The following is a 21,637-nucleotide window of genomic DNA, read 5'->3' on the forward strand; positions in this document are numbered from 1 at the left end:
AGATGCCTGATGCGACGCTCGCGCGTCTTATCATGCCTACAAATTCCCGCACCCTCCGTAGGCCGGATAAGGCGTTTACGCCGCATCCGGCAACGGTGCCAGATGCCTGATGCGACGCTCGCGCGTCTTATCAGGCTTCCCTCTCATCTGTACAAATTTCGAACTACACTTAACTGGCTTCTCTTAACTGAGGTCACCATCATGCCGTTAAGTCCCTACATCTCTTTTGCCGGTAACTGTGCCGACGCAATTGCTTATTATCAACGCACATTGGGCGCGGAACTGCTCTATAAAATCAGCTTCGGGGAAATGCCGAAATCAGCGCAGGACAGCGCCGAAGGCTGCCCTTCTGGTATGCAATTTCCCGATACCGCCATCGCCCATGCTAACGTGCGTATTGCCGGAAGCGATATCATGATGAGCGATGCCATGCCGTCAGGAAAAGCCAGCTACTCCGGCTTTACGCTGGTGCTCGATTCACAACAGGTCGAAGAAGGAAAACGCTGGTTTGATAACCTTGCAGCTAACGGAAAAATCGAAATGGACTGGCAGGAAACTTTCTGGGCGCATGGCTTCGGCAAAGTCACCGATAAATTTGGCGTGCCGTGGATGATTAATGTCGTTAAACAACAACCAGCGCAATAACCCGCCGGGAGGCCCGCCCTCCCGCACTGTCATCGAATTCCCGTTAACTCTTCATCTGTTAGTCACTTTTAATTAACAAAATCGTCACAATAATCCGCCACGATGGAGCCACTTTTTTAGGGAGGCTGCATCATGCAAACGATTATCCGTGTCGAGAAGCTCGCCAAAACCTTCAATCAGCATCAGGCGCTGCACGCGGTTGATCTGAACATTCATCATGGTGAAATGGTGGCTCTGCTTGGGCCGTCGGGTTCCGGCAAATCCACCCTTTTACGTCACTTAAGCGGTTTGATTACCGGCGATAAATCTGTCGGTAGCCATATCGAGCTGCTGGGCCGCACTGTCCAGCGCGAAGGCCGTCTGGCCCGCGATATCCGCAAAAGCCGCGCCCATACCGGCTACATCTTCCAACAATTCAACCTCGTGAATCGCCTGAGCGTACTGGAAAACGTGCTGATTGGCGCGCTCGGCAGCACGCCATTCTGGCGCACCTGTTTTAGCTGGTTCACCCGCGAGCAGAAACAGCGGGCGTTACAGGCGCTGACCCGCGTTGGCATGGTGCATTTTGCCCATCAACGCGTTTCTACGCTCTCCGGCGGCCAGCAGCAACGTGTGGCGATTGCCCGTGCGCTGATGCAGCAGGCGAAAGTGATTCTGGCCGATGAACCCATCGCCTCGCTGGACCCGGAATCCGCCCGCATCGTGATGGACACCCTGCGCGACATCAATCAGAACGACGGCATTACCGTGGTCGTCACGCTGCATCAGGTGGATTACGCCCTGCGCTACTGCGAACGCATCGTCGCGCTGCGCCAGGGGCACGTCTTCTACGACGGCAGCAGCCAACAGTTTGATAACGAACGTTTTGACCATCTCTACCGCAGCATTAATCGCATCGAAGAGAACGCGAAAGCTGCCTGACATCCCCATCATTGAGGAAAACGAATGAACGCTAAGATAATTGCCTCGCTGGCCTTCACCAGCATGTTCAGCCTCAGCACCCTGTTAAGCCCGGCGCACGCCGAAGAGCAGGAAAAGGCACTGAATTTCGGCATTATTTCAACGGAATCACAGCAAAACCTGAAACCGCAATGGACGCCATTCTTACAGGATATGGAGAAGAAGCTGGGCGTGAAAGTGAACGCCTTCTTTGCCCCGGACTATGCGGGCATCATCCAGGGAATGCGCTTCAACAAAGTGGATATCGCCTGGTACGGCAACCTGTCGGCAATGGAAGCGGTGGATCGCGCCAACGGCCAGGTCTTCGCCCAGACGGTCGCGGCGGATGGATCGCCGGGTTACTGGAGCGTGTTGATCGTCAACAAAGACAGCCCGATCAATAACCTGAACGATCTGCTGGCGAAGCGGAAAGATCTCACCTTCGGCAATGGCGATCCTAACTCCACCTCTGGCTTCCTCGTCCCCGGTTACTACGTCTTTGCCAAAAACAATATCTCCGCCAGCGACTTCAAGCGCACCGTCAACGCCGGGCATGAAACCAACGCGCTGGCCGTCGCCAACAAGCAGGTGGATGTCGCCACAAACAACACCGAAAACCTCGACAAGCTGAAAACCTCCGCGCCAGAGAAACTGAAAGAACTGAAGGTGATCTGGAAGTCGCCGCTGATCCCAGGCGATCCGATCGTCTGGCGCAAAAATCTTTCCGAAACCACCAAAGACAAGATCTACGACTTCTTTATGAATTACGGCAAAACGCCGGAAGAGAAAGCGGTGCTGGAGCGCCTGGGCTGGGCGCCGTTCCGCGCTTCCAGCGACCTGCAACTGGTACCGATTCGCCAGCTCGCGCTGTTTAAAGAGATGCAGGGCGTTAAGAGCAATAAAGGACTGAATGAGCAGGACAAGCTGGCGAAAACCACCGCCATTCAGGCACAGCTGGATGACCTGGACCGACTGAACAACGCGTTAAGCGCGATGAGTTCGGTGAGTAAAGCGGTGCAGTAAATCGTAAGTCGGATAAGACGCCCCGGTGTCGCATCCGACAATGTGCAGACGTTGATGCCGGATGCGGTGCAAGCACCTTATCCGGCCTACAGACCGGAGCCAAACATGCAAACCATCACCATCGCCCCACCCAAGCGCAGCTGGTTCTCGCTTCTGAGCTGGGCCGTTGTTCTCGCCGTGCTGGTCGTCTCGTGGCAGGGCGCGGAAATGGCCCCACTCACGCTGATTAAAGACGGTGGCAACATGGCGACGTTCGCCGCCGACTTCTTCCCGCCCGATTTCAGCCAGTGGCAGGATTACCTCACCGAAATGGCCGTCACGCTGCAAATCGCCGTCTGGGGCACCGCGCTGGCAGTGGTTCTCTCTATCCCCTTCGGTCTGATGAGCGCCGAAAACCTGGTGCCGTGGTGGGTTTACCAACCCGTACGACGCCTGATGGACGCCTGCCGCGCCATTAACGAAATGGTCTTCGCCATGCTCTTCGTGGTCGCCGTCGGCCTCGGCCCGTTCGCTGGCGTGCTGGCGCTGTTTATCCACACCACCGGCGTGCTCTCCAAACTGCTTTCTGAAGCGGTGGAAGCGATTGAACCCGGCCCGGTGGAAGGCATTCGCGCGACCGGCGCCAACAAGCTGGAAGAGATCCTCTACGGCGTACTGCCACAGGTCATGCCACTACTGATTTCCTACTCCCTCTATCGCTTCGAATCCAACGTCCGTTCGGCGACCGTTGTCGGCATGGTCGGCGCGGGCGGTATCGGCGTCACGCTGTGGGAAGCGATTCGCGGTTTCCAGTTCCAGCAAACCTGCGCCCTGATGGTGCTGATTATCGTCACGGTCAGCCTGCTGGATTTCCTCTCTCAACGGTTGCGTAAGCACTTTATCTGATAAGCGAGGCATTGATAGCTATGCACTTGTCTACACATCCGACCAGCTACCCAACACGCTATCAGGAGATAGCCGCAAAACTTGAGCAGGAGCTTCGTCAACACTACCGCTGCGGCGACTATCTTCCCGCCGAGCAGCAACTGGCGGCGCGCTTTGAGGTGAATCGCCACACCCTGCGCCGCGCCATCGACCAACTGGTGGAAAAAGGCTGGGTACAGCGCCGTCAGGGCGTCGGCGTGCTGGTGCTGATGCGCCCGTACGATTATCCGCTCAACGCCCAGGCGCGTTTTAGCCAGAACCTGCTGGACCAGGGCAGCCACCCCACCAGCGAAAAACTGCTGTCGGTGCTGCGCCCCGCCTCCGGTCACGTCGCTGACGCGCTGGGGATAACCGAGGGGGAGAACGTCATCCACCTGCGCACCCTGCGTCGGGTCAACGGCGTCGCGCTCTGTTTAATCGACCACTACTTTGCGGACCTCACCCTCTGGCCGACGCTGCGACGCTTCGACAGCGGCTCGCTGCACGATTTTCTGCGCGAGCAAACGGGGATTGCGCTGCGCCGCAGCCAGACGCGGATCAGCGCCCGCCGCGCCCAGGCCAAAGAGTGCCAGCGTCTTGAAATCCCGAATATGTCGCCGCTGCTGTGCGTGCGCACCCTTAACCACCGTGACGGTGAAAGCAGCCCGGCGGAGTACTCCGTCAGCCTGACGCGCGCCGACATGATTGAATTCACTATGGAGCACTGAATGCACGCAGATACCGCGACCCGCCAGCACTGGATGTCCGTGCTGGCGCACAGCCAACCGGCTGAACTGGCAGCCCGCCTGAACGCGCTGAACATCACCGCCGACTATGACGTTATCCGCGCCGCCGAAACTGGCCTGGTACAGATTCAGGCGCGGATGGGCGGTACCGGCGAACGTTTTTTTGCCGGCGACGCCACGCTGACCCGCGCCGCCGTGCGCCTGACTGACGGCACGCTCGGCTACAGCTGGGTGCTGGGGCGTGATAAACAGCACGCCGAACGCTGCGCACTGATTGACGCGCTGATGCAGCAATCTCGCCACTTTCAAAACTTATCAGAAACCCTTATTGCCCCGCTGGATGCTGACCGTATGGCACGCATTGCCGCACGCCAGGCCGAAGTGAACGCCAGCCGGGTCGACTTCTTTACGATGGTTCGCGGAGATAACGCATGACCCTGGAAACCGCTTTTATGCTTCCCGTGCAGGATGCCCAGCACAGTTTTCGTCGCCTGTTAAAGGCCATGAGCGAGCCGGGCGTGATTGTCGCCCTGCATCAGCTCAAACGCGGCTGGCAGCCGCTGAATATCGCCACCACCAGCGTGCTGCTCACGCTGGCCGATAACGACACGCCGGTGTGGCTTTCCGCGCCATTAAGTAACGATATCGTCAGCCAGAGCCTGCGTTTTCATACCAACGCGCCGCTGGTCAATCAACCGGAACAGGCGACCTTCGCGGTGACGGATGAGGCGATTTCCAGCGAACAGCTCAACGCCCTTTCCAGCGGCACCGCCGTTGCGCCAGAAGCGGGCGCGACGCTGATTTTACAGGTCGCCAGCCTGAGCGGCGGGCGCATGCTGCGCCTTACCGGCGCGGGTATTGCCGAAGAACGAATGATCGCCCCGCAGCTACCGGAGTGCGTTCTGCACGAACTCACCGAGCGCCCGCACCCGTTCCCGCTCGGCATCGACCTGATCCTGACCTGCGGCGAGCGCCTGCTGGCTATCCCGCGAACCACTCATGTGGAGGTGTGCTGATGTACGTTGCCGTGAAAGGGGGCGAAAAGGCGATCGACGCCGCCCACGCCCTGCAAGAAAGCCGACGCCGGGGCGATACTGATTTGCCTGAACTGAGCGTCGCCCAGATTGAACAGCAGCTTAATCTCGCGGTGGATCGCGTGATGACTGAAGGCGGCATTGCCGACCGCGAACTGGCAGCGCTGGCGCTGAAACAGGCCAGCGGCGATAACGTTGAAGCAATTTTCCTGCTGCGCGCCTACCGCACCACGCTGGCAAAACTGGCGGTGAGCGAGCCGCTCGACACCACCGGGATGCGTCTCGAACGCCGTATCTCCGCCGTTTATAAAGACATTCCCGGCGGCCAGCTGCTTGGCCCAACCTACGACTACACCCATCGCCTGCTCGATTTTACCCTGCTGGCAAACGGCGAAGCGCCAACGCTGACCACCGCCGACAGCGAGCAAGCCCCGTCGCCGCACGTTTTCAGTCTGCTGGCGCGTCAGGGGCTGGCGAAGTTTGAAGAAGAGAGCGGCGCACAGCCGGATGACATCACCCGCACGCCGCCGGTTTACCCCTGTTCACGTTCTTCCCGTTTGCAGCAGTTAATGCGTGGCGACGAAGGCTACTTGCTGGCGCTGGCCTACTCCACCCAGCGCGGTTACGGGCGCAATCACCCGTTCGCAGGCGAAATCCGCAGCGGCTATATCGACGTGTCGATTGTGCCGGAAGAGCTGGGATTTGCGGTGAACGTCGGCGAATTGCTGATGACCGAGTGTGAAATGGTTAACGGTTTTATCGACCCGCCGGATGAGCCGCCGCACTTCACGCGCGGCTACGGGCTGGTGTTCGGTATGAGCGAACGTAAAGCGATGGCGATGGCGCTGGTTGACCGCGCTCTGCAAGCCCCGGAGTACGGCGAGCACGCGACAGGCCCGGCGCAGGATGAAGAGTTCGTGCTGGCGCATGCCGACAACGTCGAAGCCGCAGGCTTTGTCTCGCACCTCAAACTCCCGCACTACGTCGATTTCCAGGCCGAACTGGAGCTACTCAAACGTCTGCAACAGGAGCAGAACCATGGCTAATCTGAGCGGCTACAACTTTGCGTACCTCGACGAGCAGACCAAACGCATGATCCGCCGCGCCATCTTAAAAGCGGTGGCGATCCCCGGTTATCAGGTGCCGTTTGGCGGGCGCGAGATGCCGATGCCGTACGGTTGGGGAACCGGCGGCATACAGCTCACCGCCAGCGTGATTGGCGAAAGCGACGTGTTGAAGGTGATTGACCAGGGCGCGGATGACACCACCAACGCCGTGTCGATTCGCAACTTCTTTAAGCGCGTGACCGGGGTAAATACCACCGAACGCACGGATGATGCGACGCTTATCCAGACGCGCCACCGCATCCCCGAAACGCCGCTGACCGAAGATCAGATAGTTATCTTCCAGGTGCCGATCCCGGAACCGCTACGCTTCATTGAGCCGCGCGAAACGGAGACCCGCACCATGCACGCGCTGGAGGAGTATGGTGTGATGCAGGTGAAGCTGTATGAAGATATCGCCCGCTTCGGTCATATCGCCACCACCTATGCCTATCCAGTGAAAGTGAACGGACGCTACGTCATGGACCCGTCGCCGATCCCGAAATTCGATAACCCAAAAATGGACATGATGCCCGCCCTGCAACTGTTCGGCGCGGGGCGTGAGAAGCGCATCTATGCGGTGCCGCCGTTTACCCGCGTGGAAAGCCTCGATTTCGACGATCACCCGTTCACTGTCCAGCAGTGGGATGAGCCGTGCGCGATTTGCGGATCGACCCACAGCTATCTCGACGAAGTGGTGCTGGATGACGCCGGAAACCGCATGTTTGTCTGCTCCGATACCGATTATTGCCGCCAACAGAGCGAGGCGAAAAGCCAATGAATCAACCGTTACTTTCGGTCAATAACCTGACCCACCTTTACGCGCCGGGCAAAGGCTTTAGCGATGTCTCTTTTGATTTATGGCCGGGGGAAGTGCTGGGCATTGTCGGGGAGTCCGGCTCCGGGAAGACCACGCTGCTGAAATCAATCTCCGCCCGCCTGACGCCGCAACAGGGGGAGATTTACTACGAGAACCGTTCCCTCTATGGCATGAGCGAAGCCGACCGCCGCCGCCTGCTGCGCACCGAATGGGGCGTGGTGCATCAGCATCCGCTCGACGGCCTGCGCCGCCAGGTGTCGGCAGGCGGCAATATCGGCGAGCGGCTGATGGCGACCGGGGCGCGTCATTACGGCGACATTCGCGCCACCGCGCAGAAGTGGCTGGAAGAGGTGGAAATTCCCGCCAACCGGATCGACGACCTGCCGACAACGTTTTCCGGCGGCATGCAGCAGCGTTTGCAGATCGCCCGCAACCTGGTGACGCATCCGAAGCTGGTGTTTATGGATGAACCGACCGGCGGGCTGGATGTGTCGGTACAGGCACGCCTGCTCGATCTGCTGCGCAGCCTGGTGGTGGAGCTGAATCTGGCAGTGGTAATTGTCACCCACGATCTGGGCGTCGCCCGCCTGCTGGCGGACCGTTTGCTGGTGATGAAGCAGGGGCAAGTGGTGGAGAGTGGGTTAACCGACCGTGTGCTCGACGACCCGCATCATCCGTATACCCAGCTGCTGGTGTCATCGGTTTTGCAGAATTGAGTGCAACACCCTGCGCGCTGGTCCCCTCACCCCGGCCCTCTCCCCAGAGGGAGAGGGAGAAAAACGTGCCGTATTCAACACCACGCACAATCGGTCCCCTCGCCCCTTCGGGGAGAGGGTTAGGGTGAGGGGCAATGTGTGCACCGCTCCCCAATATGCGAACCACGAGGCGAAAAATGATTAACGTACAAAACGTCAGTAAAACCTTCATCCTGCACCAGCAAAACGGCGTGCGCCTGCCCGTCTTACAACGTGCCTCGCTCACCGTCAACGCGGGCGAATGCGTGGTGCTCCACGGCCACTCCGGCAGCGGAAAATCAACCCTGCTGCGCTCGCTGTACGCCAACTATCTGCCCGATGAAGGGCAAATCCAGATTAAACACGGCGACGAATGGGTAGACCTGGTCACCGCGCCAGCACGCAAAGTGGTGGAAATCCGCAAGACCACCGTCGGCTGGGTGAGCCAGTTTCTGCGCGTCATCCCGCGTATTTCGGCGCTGGAAGTGGTGATGCAGCCGCTGCTCGATACCGGCGTATCCCGTGAAGCCTGCGCCGCTAAAGCCGCGCGTCTGCTCACACGCCTGAACGTGCCGGAACGCCTGTGGCACCTTGCGCCATCCACCTTCTCCGGCGGCGAACAGCAGCGCGTCAACATCGCCCGCGGCTTTATCGTCGACTACCCCATTCTGCTGCTCGACGAACCTACCGCCTCGCTGGACGCCAAAAACAGCGCCGCCGTAGTGGAACTGATCCGCGAAGCCAAAGCCCGTGGCGCGGCCATCGTCGGCATCTTCCATGACGAAGCCGTACGCAATGACGTCGCCGACCGCCTGCACCCAATGGGAGCCTCTGCATGATTATCAATAACGTTAAGCTGGTGCTGGAAAACGAGGTGGTACACGGTTCGCTGGAAGTACAGGATGGCGAAATCCGCGCCTTTGCCGAAAGCCAGAGCCGCCTGCCGGACGCGATGGACGGCGAAGGCGGCTGGCTGCTGCCGGGGCTGATTGAGCTGCATACCGATAACCTCGATAAATTCTTCACCCCGCGCCCGAAGGTAGACTGGCCCGCCCACTCGGCGATGAGCAGCCACGATGCGCTGATGGTGGCGAGCGGCATCACCACCGTTCTGGACGCCGTGGCGATTGGTGATGTGCGCGACGGCGGCGATCGGCTGGAGAATCTGGAGAAGATGATCAACGCCATCGAAGAGACGCAGAAACGCGGCGTCAACCGCGCCGAGCACCGTCTGCACCTGCGCTGCGAACTGCCGCATCACACTACGCTGCCGCTGTTTGAAAAACTGGTGCAGCGCGAGCCAGTCACGCTGGTGTCGCTGATGGACCACTCACCGGGCCAGCGCCAGTTCGCCAACCGCGAGAAGTATCGCGAATATTATCAGGGCAAATACTCGCTCACCGATGCGCAGATGCAGCAGTATGAAGAGGAGCAGCTGGCGCTCGCCGCACGCTGGTCGCAGCCGAATCGCGAAACCATCGCCGCCCTGTGCCGCGCCCGACAAATTGCCCTCGCCAGCCACGATGATGCCACGCACGCGCACGTTGCCGAATCCCACCAGCTTGGCAGCGTGATCGCCGAATTTCCCACCACCTTCGAAGCGGCGGAAGCTTCGCGCAAGCATGGCATGAACGTACTGATGGGCGCGCCCAATATCGTGCGCGGCGGTTCGCACTCCGGCAACGTGGCGGCCAGTGAACTGGCGCAGCTTGGCCTGCTGGATATCCTCTCTTCCGACTACTACCCCGCCAGCCTGCTGGATGCGGCATTCCGCGTAGCTGACGACGACACTAACCGCTTCACGTTGCCGCAGGCGGTGAAGCTGGTGACCAAAAACCCGGCGCAGGCGCTTAATCTTCAGGATCGCGGGGTGATTGGCGAGGGTAAACGCGCCGACCTGGTGCTGGCGCATCGCAAGGGCAATCACATTCACATCGACCACGTCTGGCGTCAGGGGAAAAGGGTGTTTTGATGATGGGAAAACTGATTTGGTTGATGGGGCCGTCCGGCTCCGGGAAAGATAGCCTGCTGGCGGAACTCCGCCAGCGGGAACAGACGCAGTTACTGGTGGCGCATCGCTACATCACGCGCGATGCCAGCGCCGGAAGCGAAAACCATATCGCCCTGAGTGAGCGGGAGTTTTTTTCCCGCGCGGGGCAAAACCTGCTGGCCTTAAGCTGGCACGCTAATGGTCTGTATTATGGCATCGGCATCGAGATTGACCTCTGGCTACACGCCGGATTCGACGTGGTGGTCAACGGCTCACGCGCGCATCTACCGCAGGCGCGGGCGCGCTATCAATCGGCGCTGCTGCCCATTTGCTTACAGGTTTCGCCGGAGATCCTCCGCCAGCGCCTCGAAAACCGTGGCCGTGAAAACGCCAGTGAAATTAACGCCCGCCTGGCGCGCGCCGCCCGCTATACTCCGCAGGATTGCCATATGCTCAACAATGACGGCAGCCTGCGCCAGTCGGTCGACACGCTGCTGACGCTGATTCATCAGAAGGAGAAACACCATGCCTGCTTGTGAGCTTCGCCCGGCCACGCAGTACGATACCGACGCGGTTTACGCGCTGATTTGTGAGCTAAAACAGGCGGAGTTTGACCATCACGCGTTTCGCGTGGGCTTTAACGCCAACCTGCGCGACCCGAATATGCGCTACCATCTGGCGCTGCTGGATGGCGAAGTTGTCGGCATGATCGGCCTGCATTTGCAGTTTCATCTGCATCATGCCAACTGGATCGGCGAAATTCAGGAACTGGTGGTGATGCCGCAGGCGCGCGGTCTGAACGTTGGCAGCAAGTTGCTGGCATGGGCAGAAGAAGAAGCCCGCCAGGCCGGGGCCGAAATGACCGAGCTTTCGACCAACGTCAAGCGCCACGACGCGCACCGTTTTTACCTGCGCGAAGGCTACGAGCAGAGCCACTTCCGCTTCACGAAGGCGCTATAACATGAGCCTGACCCTCACGCTCACCGGCACCGGAGGCGCACAGGGCGTTCCGGCATGGGGCTGCGAGTGCGCGGCCTGCGCCAGAGCACGGCGCTCGCCGCAGTATCGCCGACAGCCATGCAGCGGCGTGGTGAAGTTTAACGAGGCTGTCACCCTGATCGACGCCGGGCGGCACGATCTCGCCGATCGCTGGTCGCCCGGATCGTTCCAGCAGTTTTTACTGACGCACTACCATATGGATCACGTCCAGGGGCTGTTTCCGCTGCGCTGGGGCGTGGGCGATGCGATCCCGGTCTACGGCCCGCCGGATGAACAGGGCTGCGACGATCTGTTTAAACATCCGGGCCTGCTTGATTTCAGCCACACGGTGGAACCGTTTGTGGTGTTTGATTTGCAGGGGTTGCAGGTCACACCGCTGCCGCTCAACCATTCGAAACTCACTTTCGGCTATTTACTGGAAACGGCGCACAGCCGGGTGGCGTGGCTGTCTGACACCGCTGGCCTGCCGGAAAAAACACAGAAATTTTTACTCAATAACCAGCCGCAGGTGATGGTGATTGATTGCAGCCACCCGCCGCGCGAGGATGCGCCGCGTAATCACTGCGATTTAAACACCGTGCTGGCGCTGAATGAGGTTATCCGCTCGCCGCGCGTGATTCTGACGCACATCAGCCACCAGTTTGATGCGTGGCTGATGGAGAACGCGCTGCCGTCAGGGTTTGAGGCCGGGTTTGATGGGATGGAGATTGGGGTAGCGTGATAGGGTTGGTCATGTGCGCGCTGGCCCCCTCACCGCTCATACTCATCTTCCATTCTCCGCTCTTCATCTTCCAGTTGCCGACGCTCCTGATCAAGCTGGCGCTGGCGATCGTCCAGCTGCCTGCGACGATCTTCAAACTGGCGGTGGCGGTCGTCATATTGTCTGCGCCGATCGTCGCTCACTTCACGCTGCCAGCCGTCGTCGCGCGAATCTTCATAGTCTCGCCCACGGTCAGGGTTATAAGCGTCGTTAATCGCCTGCTGAATATTGCCAATGGTGTCGTCGATAATATCGGCCTGGGCCGGAACGGTGGACAGCGTGAGCAGGGTGAAAAGAAAGAGCGTGGAGTAAGGTTTCATAAGCCAGTCTCTGCAATGGACTGGCTTAACGTTAGTTGAGTGTGAATGACCGGAGTAGCGGAGTAATCTCAAATTCGGTAAGGCGCAGACTCTTCCATTAGCTGGTTAGCTCGCTGTTTATTTTCCGCCACCAGCACAATGCCATGACATTTTTGATCCGGTGAAATACTCCAGATACGCTCTTCCGGAATGCAACCGCCATCGTAGATCACTTTCGTGCCATCGTAAGGCCAAAATGCCCCTTGTTCAGTGTCTAATACAAACACGGAAATCTGATCGGACTCGCGCGCGATCTTCTGCCAGAGCATCTTCCCGCCATCATATTGATCAAAATCGCTGATTAGCGTGATACCGCATTGCAGAATTAGCGCTTCATACAGCCGAGTAGCCAGACCCTTATCGCGCTCACCAGGAGAGACACAAATACCTTCCACCTGTACCAGATGCGAGTCTTCCCACCAGCGTTCAACGGCAATGATATTGCTGCCAAACTCTTTTTTACGTTGCAGGTCAAGAGCGGCAAGTACACGATGACGCGGCACGCCTGCAAAAACTTCAATGTCCGCTTCAATGATGGCCGCTCTTGGCGTCTGGTTGTCATAAATTACCTGTAACAGACGTCCAGAAAGCTCGATCTCTTCCACCACGCGAAAAGAACGAGCAACCGTCATAGGGCTATAGGTGGTTGGCATCACGATCATATGTGAATCGCCTCTTGTCAGTACTGGCATAATTCCTTTTATATCCCATTCAGAACAGAATTGCTCACAATAGCAGCACGTTTGCTTCAGGCCTCTTGATAAATTCTGAAAATCATCCCTCAATTTGCCCCAGCGCCTGCGCCAGCTGCGCGCGGGTAAAAGGTTTGCGCAGTAGCGCCACATCGGGCAGCGCGGGGTTATGGCTGGGGCGTAAATCCTGGCCGCTGATGAGTAGCAGCGTCAGGTGCGGGTAAAGTTTGCGGGCTGCATTGACCACTTCTGCGCCGCTCATACCGCCTGGGAGCATTAAGTCACTGATAAAGACATCGATTTCCGTTGATGCCGCCAGCAGGTCCAGCGCCTGTTCGCCGCTGCTCGCTTCCAGCGTCAAATAGCCCAACAGGTGCAACTGCTCGCAGATGGTCTGGCGCACCGCGGCTTCATCTTCCAGCACTAACACCAGTTTATCGCCGCTGACGGCTGTCTGCTCTACCACCGCTGGCAATACGTTTTTCTCCGCCACCAGCGCGCGGGGAAGCTGTAATCTGACCGTTGTTCCTTGCCCTGGCGCGCTTTCAATTTCCACGCGCCCGCCGGACTGGCGCACGAACCCATAGACCATCGACAAGCCCAGACCGCTGCCACTGCCCGTCTGTTTAGTGGTAAAGAACGGCTCGAACACCTGGCTTTTCACCGCCTGCGACATACCACAGCCATGATCGATAACCTCCAGCGCCACCATGTCCTGTCGCTGCCCACTGCTGCGGGTGACACGCTGATTCCAGGTGCGAATTTTGATGATTCCCGTCTGCCCTTCCATCGCATCGCGGGCGTTCACTACCAGGTTGATGATGGCGTTTTCCAGTTGGCTGACGTCAATCCACGCGGGCCACGCCGGAGACTGAGCTTCAATCTCCAGCGCCAGGGTTGCCGGTAAGGAGTGGCGCATTAATTCGCTTAACTCTTCCAGCAGAGTTTTCAGTTCAACGGCTTGCGGATGTAAGGACTGCTTGCGGGAAAACGCCAGTAGCCGCTGGGTCAGTAGCGCCCCACGTTCGGCGGCTTGCAGCGCCCGCTGTATTCGCGGCGCGTCGGGAGAGTCCGTGTTCACCAGCTCCAGGCTGCCAATGATCACCGCCAGTAGATTATTAAAATCATGCGCCAGCCCGCCCGTCAGTTGCCCGACCGCTTTCAACTTCTGGCTGTGCAATAGCGCCTCTTCCAGCCCCTGCCGCTCGGTTTGGGCAATCTCCATCTGCGTGGTTTTCTCTTTCAACAGCCGGGATGTTCGTTCGAGTGATGCGGTATTGCGGGCGAAGACGTTAAAGGCACGCGCCAGTTCACCCAACTCATCGCGCCGCTGTAGCGCCGGAAAAGTGACGTCCGCTTCGCCGTGCGCCAGGCGGCTCATGGCGCGGGAAATCGCCGTCAGGTTAGAGCCGAGATTGCGATAGATATACCAACCTGCAAACGCGGTGATCACCACCGCTAACAGGGCGAAAATCATGATCACCCTCTCGCCAGAGCGCAGATCCTGGTAACTTTGCGCCACCCGCTGACCGGAGAGCGTCGCTACCTGTTCGGCATAATGGTTAATGTCACTATTGAGGATCGCCACCAGCGCTTTGATGTGGAACATATACCAGCTGATCGCCAGATCGCTTTGCTCGAGAGCTGCCGAAAGTGGCGCCAGCTTGCGCAGTTCATCATTGAAATCAGTGAGTAGCGTATTAACCAATGGCGTATTGCTGTGGGTCGGCAGCGCAGACATCACCCCGACCAGTTGATGAATAATCGCCTGCGGCGCGGGCGTGGCAATAGCAGCAACAATCAGTCGGTTCATCTCGTTAAGTAAAATGTCATCTTCCGCGTGAGTGACTTTTTGCAAATGCCGCAGATAACTTAAGTTTTGATATAGCGAACTTAACAGCGCGTTACGCTCCAGATGCCGCCTTTGCCCGCGCTCCAGCATTCCGCCGACGCTGGTTTGCAGTTCGTTGCTACGCGTGATGATTCGCGTCACCAGCCCGGCGTCCTGTTGCGCTAAAGGCGCGTCCGCCAGTTGTTCAAGCGAGCTTTTTAACGCCCGCTGTGTCTCCTGCAATCGCTCGGCCTCGCCTTTATATTCCAGCGCTCCCACCACCTGCGACAATCGCACCGCCGCCGTCGCCACGTTTGCCGTGTCGCGCGCCAGATTCAGGCTGCCGGTCATATCATCCACCGTTTGCTGCTGCACCTGCTCCTGCATCTGGCTGGCATGGCGAAAGCCCATTACCGCCACGCCGCTGACCATCAGCGTCACCGCCACCACCAGCAAATTTAAAAGCAGCAATCGCCCGCGCGCGCTGGCAAAAAAGTGACGTCCGGGGTGCGCCATATCACGCTCCGTAAAGAAAAATCGCAATATGACAAATATGAACGGCTTCTGACATTTTGCATTTACTTTCCTGTGATGGAGTGCTGATATCGACAACCTCGCAGGAGTCCACCATGAACAGCACGCCGGTTCTGGAGATGCGCAATATTGCCAAAGCCTTCGGCAAATTTTATGCGCTCAAGGGGGTGGATTTGACGGTTTACCCTGGCGAGATCCATGCCCTGATGGGGGAAAACGGCGCCGGAAAAAGCACGCTGATGAAGGTGCTGGCGGGGGCGTATACCGCCACCAGCGGCGAGATCCTGATTGACGGCAAGCCCTTTCACATTCGCACGCCAAAAGATGCTTTAAGCGCCGGTATTACGCTGATTTATCAGGAGATGCAGCTGGCACCCAATTTGACGGTGGCAGAGAACATTTTCCTCGGCAGCGAGCTTTCCCACGGCGGGCTGGTGCAGCGTAAAGAGATGCTGGTGCAGGCGCAAAAAGTGATCGACCGCCTCGGCGCGCAGTTTAGCGCCAGCGATAAAGTCATGACGCTGACCATTGCCGAGCAACAACAGGTCGAAATCGCCCGCGCGCTGCATCGCAACAGCCGCATTCTAGTGATGGACGAACCTACCGCCGCCCTCTCCTCGCGTGAAACTCACCGCCTGTTTGAACTGATTATGCGGCTGCGTGATGAAGGGATGGCGATTATCTATATCAGCCACCGCATGGCGGAAGTGTATGAGCTTTCCGATCGCGTCAGCGTGCTGCGCGACGGGCAATACGTTGGCAGCCTGACCCGCGACAATCTCAACGCCGCTGAACTGGTGCGGATGATGGTCGGCAGGCCACTGAGCGATCTGTTCAATAAAGAGCGCGATATCCCGCTCGGCAAAGCCCGCCTGAATGTTCACCACCTGACCGACGGTGGCAAAGTGCAGCCGAGCAGTCTGCTGGTGCGTTCCGGCGAAATTGTCGGCCTCGCCGGGCTGGTGGGAGCCGGACGTTCCGAACTGGCGCAGTTGATCTTCGGCGTGCATAAAGCGACGAGCGGAATGATTGAAGTCGATGGCGAACCGGTGGTGATCCACTCCCCGCGCGAAGCTATCGATCTTGGCATTGGTTTTCTCACCGAAAATCGCAAAGAACAAGGTTTGTTCCTTGAAATGGCGGCAGCCGAAAACATCACCATGGCGACCCTGGAGCGCGATGCCAGCTGGGGAATGCTCAATCGCAAAAAAGCACAAACCATCTCCGATGACGCCATCAAGTTGCTCAACATTCGCGTGCCTCATGCCCAGGTGCGAGCGGGCGGGCTTTCGGGCGGCAATCAGCAAAAACTGTTGATCTCCCGCTGGGTGGCAATTGGCCCACGCATTTTACTGCTCGACGAACCCACGCGCGGCGTGGACGTCGGCGCAAAAAGCGAGATCTACCGGATCATGAACGAGATGGCGCGCAAGGGCGTGGCGATCCTGATGATCTCCAGCGAACTGCCGGAGATAGTCGGCATGAGCGATCGCGTTTATGTGATGCGCGAAGGCAGCATTGCCGGTGAGTTAAACGGCAAAAACATCACCCAGGAAAACATTATGACCTTAGCGACTGGCGTCAACGACGCCCATTCCCAGGCGGTGCCCTCATGATGACCTCTGCAAAGACCTCTGCCAAAAAAATGCTGATGAGCGATCTGATGCAAACGGTCGGCATTTTGCCCATTTTGATCCTGATCGTGGCGGTATTTGGCTTTATCGCGCCGAACTTTTTTACCGAAAGTAACCTGCTGAATATTACCCGCCAGGCGTCGATCAACATTGTGCTGGCGGCGGGGATGACCTTCATCATTTTGACTGGCGGGATCGACCTTTCCGTGGGATCAATTCTCGGCACCACGGCGGTGGCGGCGATGGTCGTCTCCCTTAGCCCGGAGTTCGCCATGCTGTCGATTCCAGCGGCGCTGATGCTCGGCCTGCTGCTGGGGTTATTCAACGGCGCGCTGGTGGCCTTTGCCGGATTGCCACCGTTTATCGTCACGCTCGGCACCTATACGGCGCTGCGCGGGGCGGCGTATCTGCTGGCGGACGGCACCACGGTCATCAACTCCAACATTAATTTCGAGTGGATAGGTAATAACTATCTCGGGCCTGTCCCGTGGCTGGTGGTGATTGCCCTCGCAGTGATTGTGCTGTGCTGGTTTATTCTGCGCCGCACCACGCTTGGCGTTCATATCTACGCCGTCGGCGGCAATATGCAGGCGGCACGTCTTACCGGCATTAAGGTCTGGCTGGTGCTGCTGTTTGTTTATGGCATGAGCGGCCTGCTTTCAGGGCTTGGCGGGATTATGAGCGCCTCGCGGCTGTACAGCGCCAACGGCAACTTAGGCATGGGGTACGAACTGGATGCCATTGCGGCGGTGATCCTCGGCGGCACCAGTTTCGTTGGCGGCATCGGCACCATCACCGGCACGCTGGTTGGGGCGCTGATTATCGCCACGCTAAACAACGGCATGACCCTAATGGGCGTCTCTTACTTCTGGCAACTGGTGATCAAAGGGGCGGTGATCATCATTGCGGTGCTGATCGATAAATACCGTACCCGACATCATCAAAGCGCATAACAACAATACCCTACACATGAGGAATACAGCATGAGATTGAAGCCCTTAGTGACCGCGCTCTGTGCAGGCGCGCTGCTGGCCGCAGCACCGTTCGCCCAGGCGAAAGAACTGAAATCGATAGGCGTGACGGTGGGCGATCTGGCAAACCCATTCTTCGTGCAGATCACCAAAGGTGCGGAGCTGGAAGCACGCAAACTGGCAGGTGATAACGTCAAAGTGACGCTGGTTTCCAGCGGCTACGATCTGGGCCAGCAGGTGTCGCAAATAGACAACTTTATCGCCGCTAACGTCGATATGATCATCCTCAACGCTGCCGATTCAAAAGGGATCGGCCCGGCGGTGAAACGGGCAAAAGACGCCGGGATCGTGGTGGTGGCAGTTGACGTGGCGGCAGAAGGCGCCGATGCCACCATCACCTCCGATAACACCCAGGCGGGCGAAATGGCCTGTAAATACATCACCGATCGCCTGAAAGGCAAAGGCAATGTGGTGATCATCAACGGGCCTCCGGTGTCCGCCGTACAAAACCGCGTTGAAGGCTGCCAGACTGAATTTAAACGCCATCCTGACATCAAGGTGCTCTCTGACAACCAGAACGCCAAAGGCAGTCGTGAAGGCGGGCTGGAGGTGATGACAGGGCTGCTGGCGGCAAATCCGAAGATCGACGGTGTATTTGCCATTAACGATCCCACCGCGATCGGTGCCGATCTGGCAGCAAAACAGGCACAACGTAACGAGTTCTTTATTGTCGGCGTTGACGGAAGCCCGGACGCCGAAGAGGCGCTGAAACGTGAGAACTCGTTGTTTGTCGCCACCCCTGCGCAAGATCCCCAGGTGATGGCAGCGAAAGCGGTGGAAATTGGCTACGACATTTTGCAGGGCAAACCCGCGCCGAAAGAGCCGGTGCTGATCCCGGTGACGATGATCGACAAAAACAACGTCGGCAATTACAAAGGCTGGACGGTGAAATAAGTCCACACGCCGGGCGGCGCACCTGCCCGGCCACCGCTAAGGAGAACGCTTTCGATGAAACGCTCCGCTATAAACGACATTCTCGGCCATACACGGCAATTCTTTTCGCAACATGACGTGCATCTTCCACCCTTTGCCAGTTTCACGCCTGCCCAATGGCAACAACTCGACACCGCCGCATGGGAGGAAGTTTTTGATCTCAAACTCGGCTGGGATGTTACCGCTTTTGGTGGCAACGACTTTGCTGCACAGGGACTGACGCTGTTTACCCTGCGTAACGGTTCGCCAAAAGGAATGCCGTATGCGAAATGTTACGCCGAGAAGATCATGCATGTGCGCGATTCGCAGGTCACGCCAATGCATTTTCACTGGCGTAAGCGTGAGGACATTATCAATCGCGGCGGCGGCAATTTGATTGTTGAACTGTGGAATGCCGATAGCAACGAGCAAACGGCTGATAGCGACGTTACGGTGGTGATCGACGGCTGCCGCCAGAAACATACCGCAGGCAGTCAGTTGCGCCTGTCTCCCGGCGAAAGTATCTGCCTGCCGCCTGGCCTTTATCACAGCTTTTGGGCAGAAGCCGGTTTTGGCGATGTGCTGGTTGGCGAAGTCTCTTCAGTCAATGACGACGACCATGATAACCACTTTTTACGCCCGCTGGACCGCTACAACCTGATTGACGAAGACGAACCGGCCCAGTTGGTGTTGTGTAACGAATACCGCCAGTTCCGCTGAATAAGGAGAACGTTATGCCGTTGATTTCTCTCGCTGAAGGGCTGGCTCATGCCCGCGAACATCACTATGCGTTAGGTGCGTTTAATGTGCTGGACTCACACTTTTTACGCGCGCTATTTGCTGCGGCCAGACAAGAACGTTCGCCGTTTATTATCAACATTGCCGAAGTACATTTTAAATATATCTCGCTGGATTCCTTGGTCGAAGCCGTGAAATTTGAAGCGGCGCGCCATGCCATTCCGGTGGTGTTAAATCTCGATCACGGGCTGCATTTTGAATCGGTGGTGCAAGCGTTGCGGCTGGGATTCAGCTCGGTAATGTTTGACGGCTCCACGCTGGAGTATGAAGAAAATGTCCGCCAGACGCGGGAAGTGGTGAAAATGTGCCATGCCGTTGGCGTATCGGTAGAAGCTGAACTGGGCGCGGTAGGTGGCGACGAAGGCGGTGCGCTTTACGGTCATGCCGATGAATCTCTGTTTACCGATCCGCAACTGGCGCGTGATTTTGTCGACCGTACCGGCATTGACGCGCTGGCCGTGGCGATTGGCAATGCACACGGCAAATATCGCGGCGAACCGAAACTCGATTTCCCGCGCCTCGACGCTATCCGCCAGCAGGCGGCTATCCCGCTGGTGTTACACGGCGGCTCAGGGATTAGCGATGCCGATTTCCGCCGCGCCATCGAACTGGGTATCCACAAAATCAATTTCTACACGGGTATGTCGCAAGCGGCGCTGGCAGCCGTTGAGGCCCGAATGGCGCGCCGTCAGCCGATGTATGACGAGTTCGCCGAGTTACTGCTGGCAGTGGAAGCCGCCATCAGCGACACGGTTGCACAACAGATGCGTATTTTCGGCAGTGCGGGGCAGGCATGATGGAACGTAAAGGGATTATCGCCGCAGGCAATATGCTGGTTGACCACGTCCACCAGATTATCCAGTGGCCAGAGCGCGGCTGGCTGGCGGAGATCACCCACAGCGAACGCTCAACCGGAGGCGCGCCGCTTAACGTCCTGCTGACGCTGGCGAAAATGCGCACCGGGCTGCCGTTACAGGCGGTCGGGCTAATCGGTCAGGACAGCGACGGCGATTACATCATGGCGATGCTTGAACAATATCACGTCAATCGCCAGCATGTGCAGCGCACCACCTTTGCCCCGACGTCGATGTCGCAGGTGATGACAGACCCAGGCGGGCAGCGGACGTTTTTCCATTCGCCGGGCGCTAACCGACTGCTTGATCTTCCGGCGTTCGATCAGCTCGATAACAGCATGAAGATTTTCCATCTCGGCTATTTACTGTTGCTCGATAGCCTGGATATGCCGGACGATGTTTACGGCACCCGTAGCGCGCGCCTGCTGGCGCAAATGCGTGATAATGGCTTTGAAACCTCGCTCGACCTTGTCTCCCGCAAGGGCGATCCGCGTTATCAGCCGATGGTGCGATCAAACACCTCCACGCTGTCGCTGTGGGTGAACTCCAGCAACTGCTCGCGGCTTAACACCCGACGAGCGTTTTGCGCCAGGGCCAGTAACAAGCCATATTCGCCCTGGGTCAGCTCGACATGTTGTTGTAGCGGATTGTGCAACTGGCAGCGCGTGGTATCGAGATACCAGCCATTGAATGACAGCCCGGCGTTTTTCTCCTCATTGACCGCCAGCGCGCCAACGCGCCGTAGCACCGCTTTTAGTCGCGCAACCACGACCCGTGGGGTAAACGGCTTGCAGATGTAATCATCTGCGCCCATTTCCAGCCCGACCACCACATCAGACTCACTGCCCAGGCCGGTCAGCATCACCACCGGCAGTGCAGGACGCATTTTCTGTAATTGTTGCAATACCCTCAGGCCGTTGGTATCGGGTAGCATCATATCCAGCACCACCAGCGCGATATCAGGATCGCCCTCAACACGTGATATTGCCTCCTGCCCGGTATGGCAGACTGAAACCGTAAAGACATGTTCACTTAACACGTCCTGCAACAGTGCGCAGATAGCCGTGTCATCATCCACCACCAGCACAACAGGTTTCATGGTTATACTCCGAATTATTCACCTGATTAATCATTGTGCGGACTTCTTGCCGAAGTGAAAGAGAAAAGCAATATATATAATAAAAACATAAGTCAGGTCACATTATTGATGACAATAATAAATATGCCGTCATTTTCCCTCTTCAGCACAAATGCCTAATAAAATGGTCGATTCTGTTCACACTTCTGCTTATTCAA

The 21,637-nt window shown here is 57.9% G+C and carries 23 protein-coding genes and 2 pseudogenes; 21 read left to right on the plus strand and 4 right to left on the minus strand.

What is annotated here, in order from left to right:
- The first annotated feature begins 201 nt into the window (after positions 1-201).
- The 15 genes from yjdN to phnP all read left to right on the plus strand — a co-directional run bounded on the left by yjdN (position 202) and on the right by phnP (position 11,657).
- Entirely contained in the window at positions 202-645 is a 444-nt protein-coding gene (yjdN, locus tag FFT88_RS21100; protein WP_135405671.1) for a VOC family metalloprotein YjdN, read from the plus strand.
- A 132-nt stretch (positions 646-777) separates the two neighbouring features.
- A complete protein-coding gene (phnC, locus tag FFT88_RS21105; RefSeq protein WP_112043037.1) occupies positions 778-1,566 on the plus strand; it encodes a phosphonate ABC transporter ATP-binding protein in 789 nt (262 codons plus the stop codon).
- Between the two features lie 24 nt (positions 1,567-1,590).
- On the plus strand, positions 1,591-2,607 hold the full coding sequence (phnD, locus tag FFT88_RS21110; protein WP_000992000.1) for a phosphonate ABC transporter substrate-binding protein: 1,017 nt from the start codon (positions 1,591-1,593) through the stop codon (positions 2,605-2,607).
- A 105-nt stretch (positions 2,608-2,712) separates the two neighbouring features.
- Entirely contained in the window at positions 2,713-3,492 is a 780-nt protein-coding gene (gene phnE / locus FFT88_RS21115; RefSeq protein WP_001193500.1) for a phosphonate ABC transporter, permease protein PhnE, read from the plus strand.
- A gap of 20 nt (positions 3,493-3,512) precedes the next feature.
- Positions 3,513-4,238, plus strand: coding sequence for a phosphonate metabolism transcriptional regulator PhnF (gene phnF / locus FFT88_RS21120; RefSeq protein WP_135405670.1), 726 nt, complete (start codon positions 3,513-3,515; stop codon positions 4,236-4,238).
- Positions 4,239-4,691, plus strand: coding sequence for a phosphonate C-P lyase system protein PhnG (phnG, locus tag FFT88_RS21125; RefSeq protein ID WP_130205889.1), 453 nt, complete (start codon positions 4,239-4,241; stop codon positions 4,689-4,691).
- Positions 4,688-5,272 carry a phosphonate C-P lyase system protein PhnH gene (phnH, locus tag FFT88_RS21130; RefSeq protein WP_135405669.1) on the plus strand — a complete coding sequence of 195 codons (585 nt, stop codon included), beginning with the start codon at positions 4,688-4,690 and terminating at the stop codon, positions 5,270-5,272. Before phnG ends, phnH begins: the two co-directional genes overlap by 4 nt.
- Positions 5,272-6,336 (plus strand): alpha-D-ribose 1-methylphosphonate 5-triphosphate synthase subunit PhnI, encoded by a 1,065-nt coding sequence (phnI, locus tag FFT88_RS21135; RefSeq protein ID WP_135405668.1) that lies wholly within the window; start codon positions 5,272-5,274, stop codon positions 6,334-6,336. The genes phnH and phnI overlap by 1 nt, the downstream gene beginning before the upstream one ends.
- The gene (phnJ, locus tag FFT88_RS21140) at positions 6,329-7,174 is read left to right on the plus strand and encodes an alpha-D-ribose 1-methylphosphonate 5-phosphate C-P-lyase PhnJ (RefSeq protein ID WP_000002299.1); all 846 of its coding nucleotides are present in this window, start codon (positions 6,329-6,331) and stop codon (positions 7,172-7,174) included. Before phnI ends, phnJ begins: the two co-directional genes overlap by 8 nt.
- A complete protein-coding gene (gene phnK / locus FFT88_RS21145) occupies positions 7,171-7,929 on the plus strand; it encodes a phosphonate C-P lyase system protein PhnK (protein WP_135405667.1) in 759 nt (252 codons plus the stop codon). Before phnJ ends, phnK begins: the two co-directional genes overlap by 4 nt.
- Positions 7,930-8,105: 176 nt before the next feature.
- Complete coding sequence (phnL, locus tag FFT88_RS21150; RefSeq protein ID WP_135405673.1) at positions 8,106-8,786, plus strand: phosphonate C-P lyase system protein PhnL; 681 nt, start codon at positions 8,106-8,108, stop codon at positions 8,784-8,786.
- Positions 8,783-9,919, plus strand: a complete 1,137-nt coding sequence (gene phnM / locus FFT88_RS21155) for an alpha-D-ribose 1-methylphosphonate 5-triphosphate diphosphatase (RefSeq protein WP_135405666.1) — start codon at positions 8,783-8,785, stop codon at positions 9,917-9,919. Before phnL ends, phnM begins: the two co-directional genes overlap by 4 nt.
- Entirely contained in the window at positions 9,919-10,476 is a 558-nt protein-coding gene (gene phnN, locus FFT88_RS21160; protein ID WP_135405665.1) for a ribose 1,5-bisphosphokinase, read from the plus strand. Before phnM ends, phnN begins: the two co-directional genes overlap by 1 nt.
- Positions 10,463-10,897 carry an aminoalkylphosphonate N-acetyltransferase gene (gene phnO, locus FFT88_RS21165; RefSeq protein ID WP_135405664.1) on the plus strand — a complete coding sequence of 145 codons (435 nt, stop codon included), beginning with the start codon at positions 10,463-10,465 and terminating at the stop codon, positions 10,895-10,897. Before phnN ends, phnO begins: the two co-directional genes overlap by 14 nt.
- Position 10,898: 1 nt before the next feature.
- Positions 10,899-11,657, plus strand: coding sequence for a phosphonate metabolism protein PhnP (phnP, locus tag FFT88_RS21170; protein ID WP_135405663.1), 759 nt, complete (start codon positions 10,899-10,901; stop codon positions 11,655-11,657).
- Positions 11,658-11,686: 29 nt separating this feature from the next.
- On the opposite strand, the gene yjdP is transcribed toward phnP, so the two are convergent.
- The 3 genes from yjdP to FFT88_RS21185 form a co-directional block, all read right to left on the minus strand.
- Entirely contained in the window at positions 11,687-12,016 is a 330-nt protein-coding gene (gene yjdP, locus FFT88_RS21175) for a DDRRRQL repeat protein YjdP (protein WP_130215636.1), read from the minus strand.
- A 68-nt stretch (positions 12,017-12,084) separates the two neighbouring features.
- Positions 12,085-12,717 carry a GNAT family N-acetyltransferase gene (locus FFT88_RS21180; protein ID WP_135405672.1) on the minus strand — a complete coding sequence of 211 codons (633 nt, stop codon included), beginning with the start codon at positions 12,715-12,717 and terminating at the stop codon, positions 12,085-12,087.
- Positions 12,718-12,829: 112 nt separating this feature from the next.
- A complete protein-coding gene (locus FFT88_RS21185) occupies positions 12,830-15,094 on the minus strand; it encodes a hybrid sensor histidine kinase/response regulator (RefSeq protein WP_135405662.1) in 2,265 nt (754 codons plus the stop codon).
- Between the two features lie 113 nt (positions 15,095-15,207).
- Between FFT88_RS21185 and FFT88_RS21195 the strand changes: the two genes are divergently transcribed.
- The 6 genes and pseudogenes from FFT88_RS21195 to FFT88_RS21220 form a co-directional block, all read left to right on the plus strand.
- Positions 15,208-16,728: a sugar ABC transporter ATP-binding protein gene (locus FFT88_RS21195; protein WP_135405660.1), complete on the plus strand. Its 1,521-nt coding sequence runs from the start codon at positions 15,208-15,210 to the stop codon at positions 16,726-16,728.
- Positions 16,725-17,699, plus strand: coding sequence for a ribose ABC transporter permease (locus tag FFT88_RS21200; RefSeq protein ID WP_130215630.1), 975 nt, complete (start codon positions 16,725-16,727; stop codon positions 17,697-17,699). The genes FFT88_RS21195 and FFT88_RS21200 overlap by 4 nt, the downstream gene beginning before the upstream one ends.
- Before the next feature lie 30 nt (positions 17,700-17,729).
- Positions 17,730-18,671, plus strand: a complete 942-nt coding sequence (locus tag FFT88_RS21205) for an ABC transporter substrate-binding protein (protein ID WP_001237475.1) — start codon at positions 17,730-17,732, stop codon at positions 18,669-18,671.
- A 54-nt stretch (positions 18,672-18,725) separates the two neighbouring features.
- The gene (locus FFT88_RS21210) at positions 18,726-19,409 is read left to right on the plus strand and encodes a D-lyxose/D-mannose family sugar isomerase (protein ID WP_135405659.1); all 684 of its coding nucleotides are present in this window, start codon (positions 18,726-18,728) and stop codon (positions 19,407-19,409) included.
- Positions 19,410-19,423: 14 nt separating this feature from the next.
- The gene (locus tag FFT88_RS21215; RefSeq protein WP_130224327.1) at positions 19,424-20,284 is read left to right on the plus strand and encodes a ketose 1,6-bisphosphate aldolase; all 861 of its coding nucleotides are present in this window, start codon (positions 19,424-19,426) and stop codon (positions 20,282-20,284) included.
- A pseudogene (locus FFT88_RS21220) lies at positions 20,281-20,850 on the plus strand (PfkB family carbohydrate kinase); the annotation flags it as partial. The gene FFT88_RS21215 and the pseudogene FFT88_RS21220, both read left to right, overlap by 4 nt.
- Here FFT88_RS21220 and FFT88_RS21225 read toward each other — a convergent pair.
- Positions 20,844-21,440 (minus strand): annotated as a pseudogene (locus FFT88_RS21225) (response regulator transcription factor); the annotation flags it as partial. The pseudogenes FFT88_RS21220 and FFT88_RS21225 sit on opposite strands and share 7 nt — an antisense overlap.
- Between the last annotated feature and the right edge of the window lie 197 nt (positions 21,441-21,637).

Source organism: Escherichia sp. E4930 (assembly GCF_005845405.1).
In the GTDB taxonomy this organism is placed as follows: domain Bacteria; phylum Pseudomonadota; class Gammaproteobacteria; order Enterobacterales; family Enterobacteriaceae; genus Escherichia.

Coding starts and splice junctions, on each gene's coding strand:
- phnI (WP_135405668.1), top strand. CDS start 5,272: ATGTACGTTGCCGTGAAAGGGGGCGAAAAGGCGATCGACGCCGCCCAC.
- FFT88_RS21205 (WP_001237475.1), top strand. CDS start 17,730: ATGAGATTGAAGCCCTTAGTGACCGCGCTCTGTGCAGGCGCGCTGCTG.
- FFT88_RS21210 (WP_135405659.1), top strand. CDS start 18,726: ATGAAACGCTCCGCTATAAACGACATTCTCGGCCATACACGGCAATTC.
- phnP (WP_135405663.1), top strand. CDS start 10,899: ATGAGCCTGACCCTCACGCTCACCGGCACCGGAGGCGCACAGGGCGTT.
- FFT88_RS21185 (WP_135405662.1), bottom strand. CDS start 15,094: ATGGCGCACCCCGGACGTCACTTTTTTGCCAGCGCGCGCGGGCGATTG.
- phnM (WP_135405666.1), top strand. CDS start 8,783: ATGATTATCAATAACGTTAAGCTGGTGCTGGAAAACGAGGTGGTACAC.
- phnK (WP_135405667.1), top strand. CDS start 7,171: ATGAATCAACCGTTACTTTCGGTCAATAACCTGACCCACCTTTACGCG.
- phnO (WP_135405664.1), top strand. CDS start 10,463: ATGCCTGCTTGTGAGCTTCGCCCGGCCACGCAGTACGATACCGACGCG.
- phnH (WP_135405669.1), top strand. CDS start 4,688: ATGACCCTGGAAACCGCTTTTATGCTTCCCGTGCAGGATGCCCAGCAC.
- FFT88_RS21195 (WP_135405660.1), top strand. CDS start 15,208: ATGAACAGCACGCCGGTTCTGGAGATGCGCAATATTGCCAAAGCCTTC.
- phnN (WP_135405665.1), top strand. CDS start 9,919: ATGATGGGAAAACTGATTTGGTTGATGGGGCCGTCCGGCTCCGGGAAA.
- phnG (WP_130205889.1), top strand. CDS start 4,239: ATGCACGCAGATACCGCGACCCGCCAGCACTGGATGTCCGTGCTGGCG.
- phnD (WP_000992000.1), top strand. CDS start 1,591: ATGAACGCTAAGATAATTGCCTCGCTGGCCTTCACCAGCATGTTCAGC.
- yjdN (WP_135405671.1), top strand. CDS start 202: ATGCCGTTAAGTCCCTACATCTCTTTTGCCGGTAACTGTGCCGACGCA.
- FFT88_RS21180 (WP_135405672.1), bottom strand. CDS start 12,717: ATGATCGTGATGCCAACCACCTATAGCCCTATGACGGTTGCTCGTTCT.
- yjdP (WP_130215636.1), bottom strand. CDS start 12,016: ATGAAACCTTACTCCACGCTCTTTCTTTTCACCCTGCTCACGCTGTCC.
- phnF (WP_135405670.1), top strand. CDS start 3,513: ATGCACTTGTCTACACATCCGACCAGCTACCCAACACGCTATCAGGAG.
- phnL (WP_135405673.1), top strand. CDS start 8,106: ATGATTAACGTACAAAACGTCAGTAAAACCTTCATCCTGCACCAGCAA.
- phnJ (WP_000002299.1), top strand. CDS start 6,329: ATGGCTAATCTGAGCGGCTACAACTTTGCGTACCTCGACGAGCAGACC.
- FFT88_RS21200 (WP_130215630.1), top strand. CDS start 16,725: ATGATGACCTCTGCAAAGACCTCTGCCAAAAAAATGCTGATGAGCGAT.
- phnC (WP_112043037.1), top strand. CDS start 778: ATGCAAACGATTATCCGTGTCGAGAAGCTCGCCAAAACCTTCAATCAG.
- FFT88_RS21215 (WP_130224327.1), top strand. CDS start 19,424: ATGCCGTTGATTTCTCTCGCTGAAGGGCTGGCTCATGCCCGCGAACAT.
- phnE (WP_001193500.1), top strand. CDS start 2,713: ATGCAAACCATCACCATCGCCCCACCCAAGCGCAGCTGGTTCTCGCTT.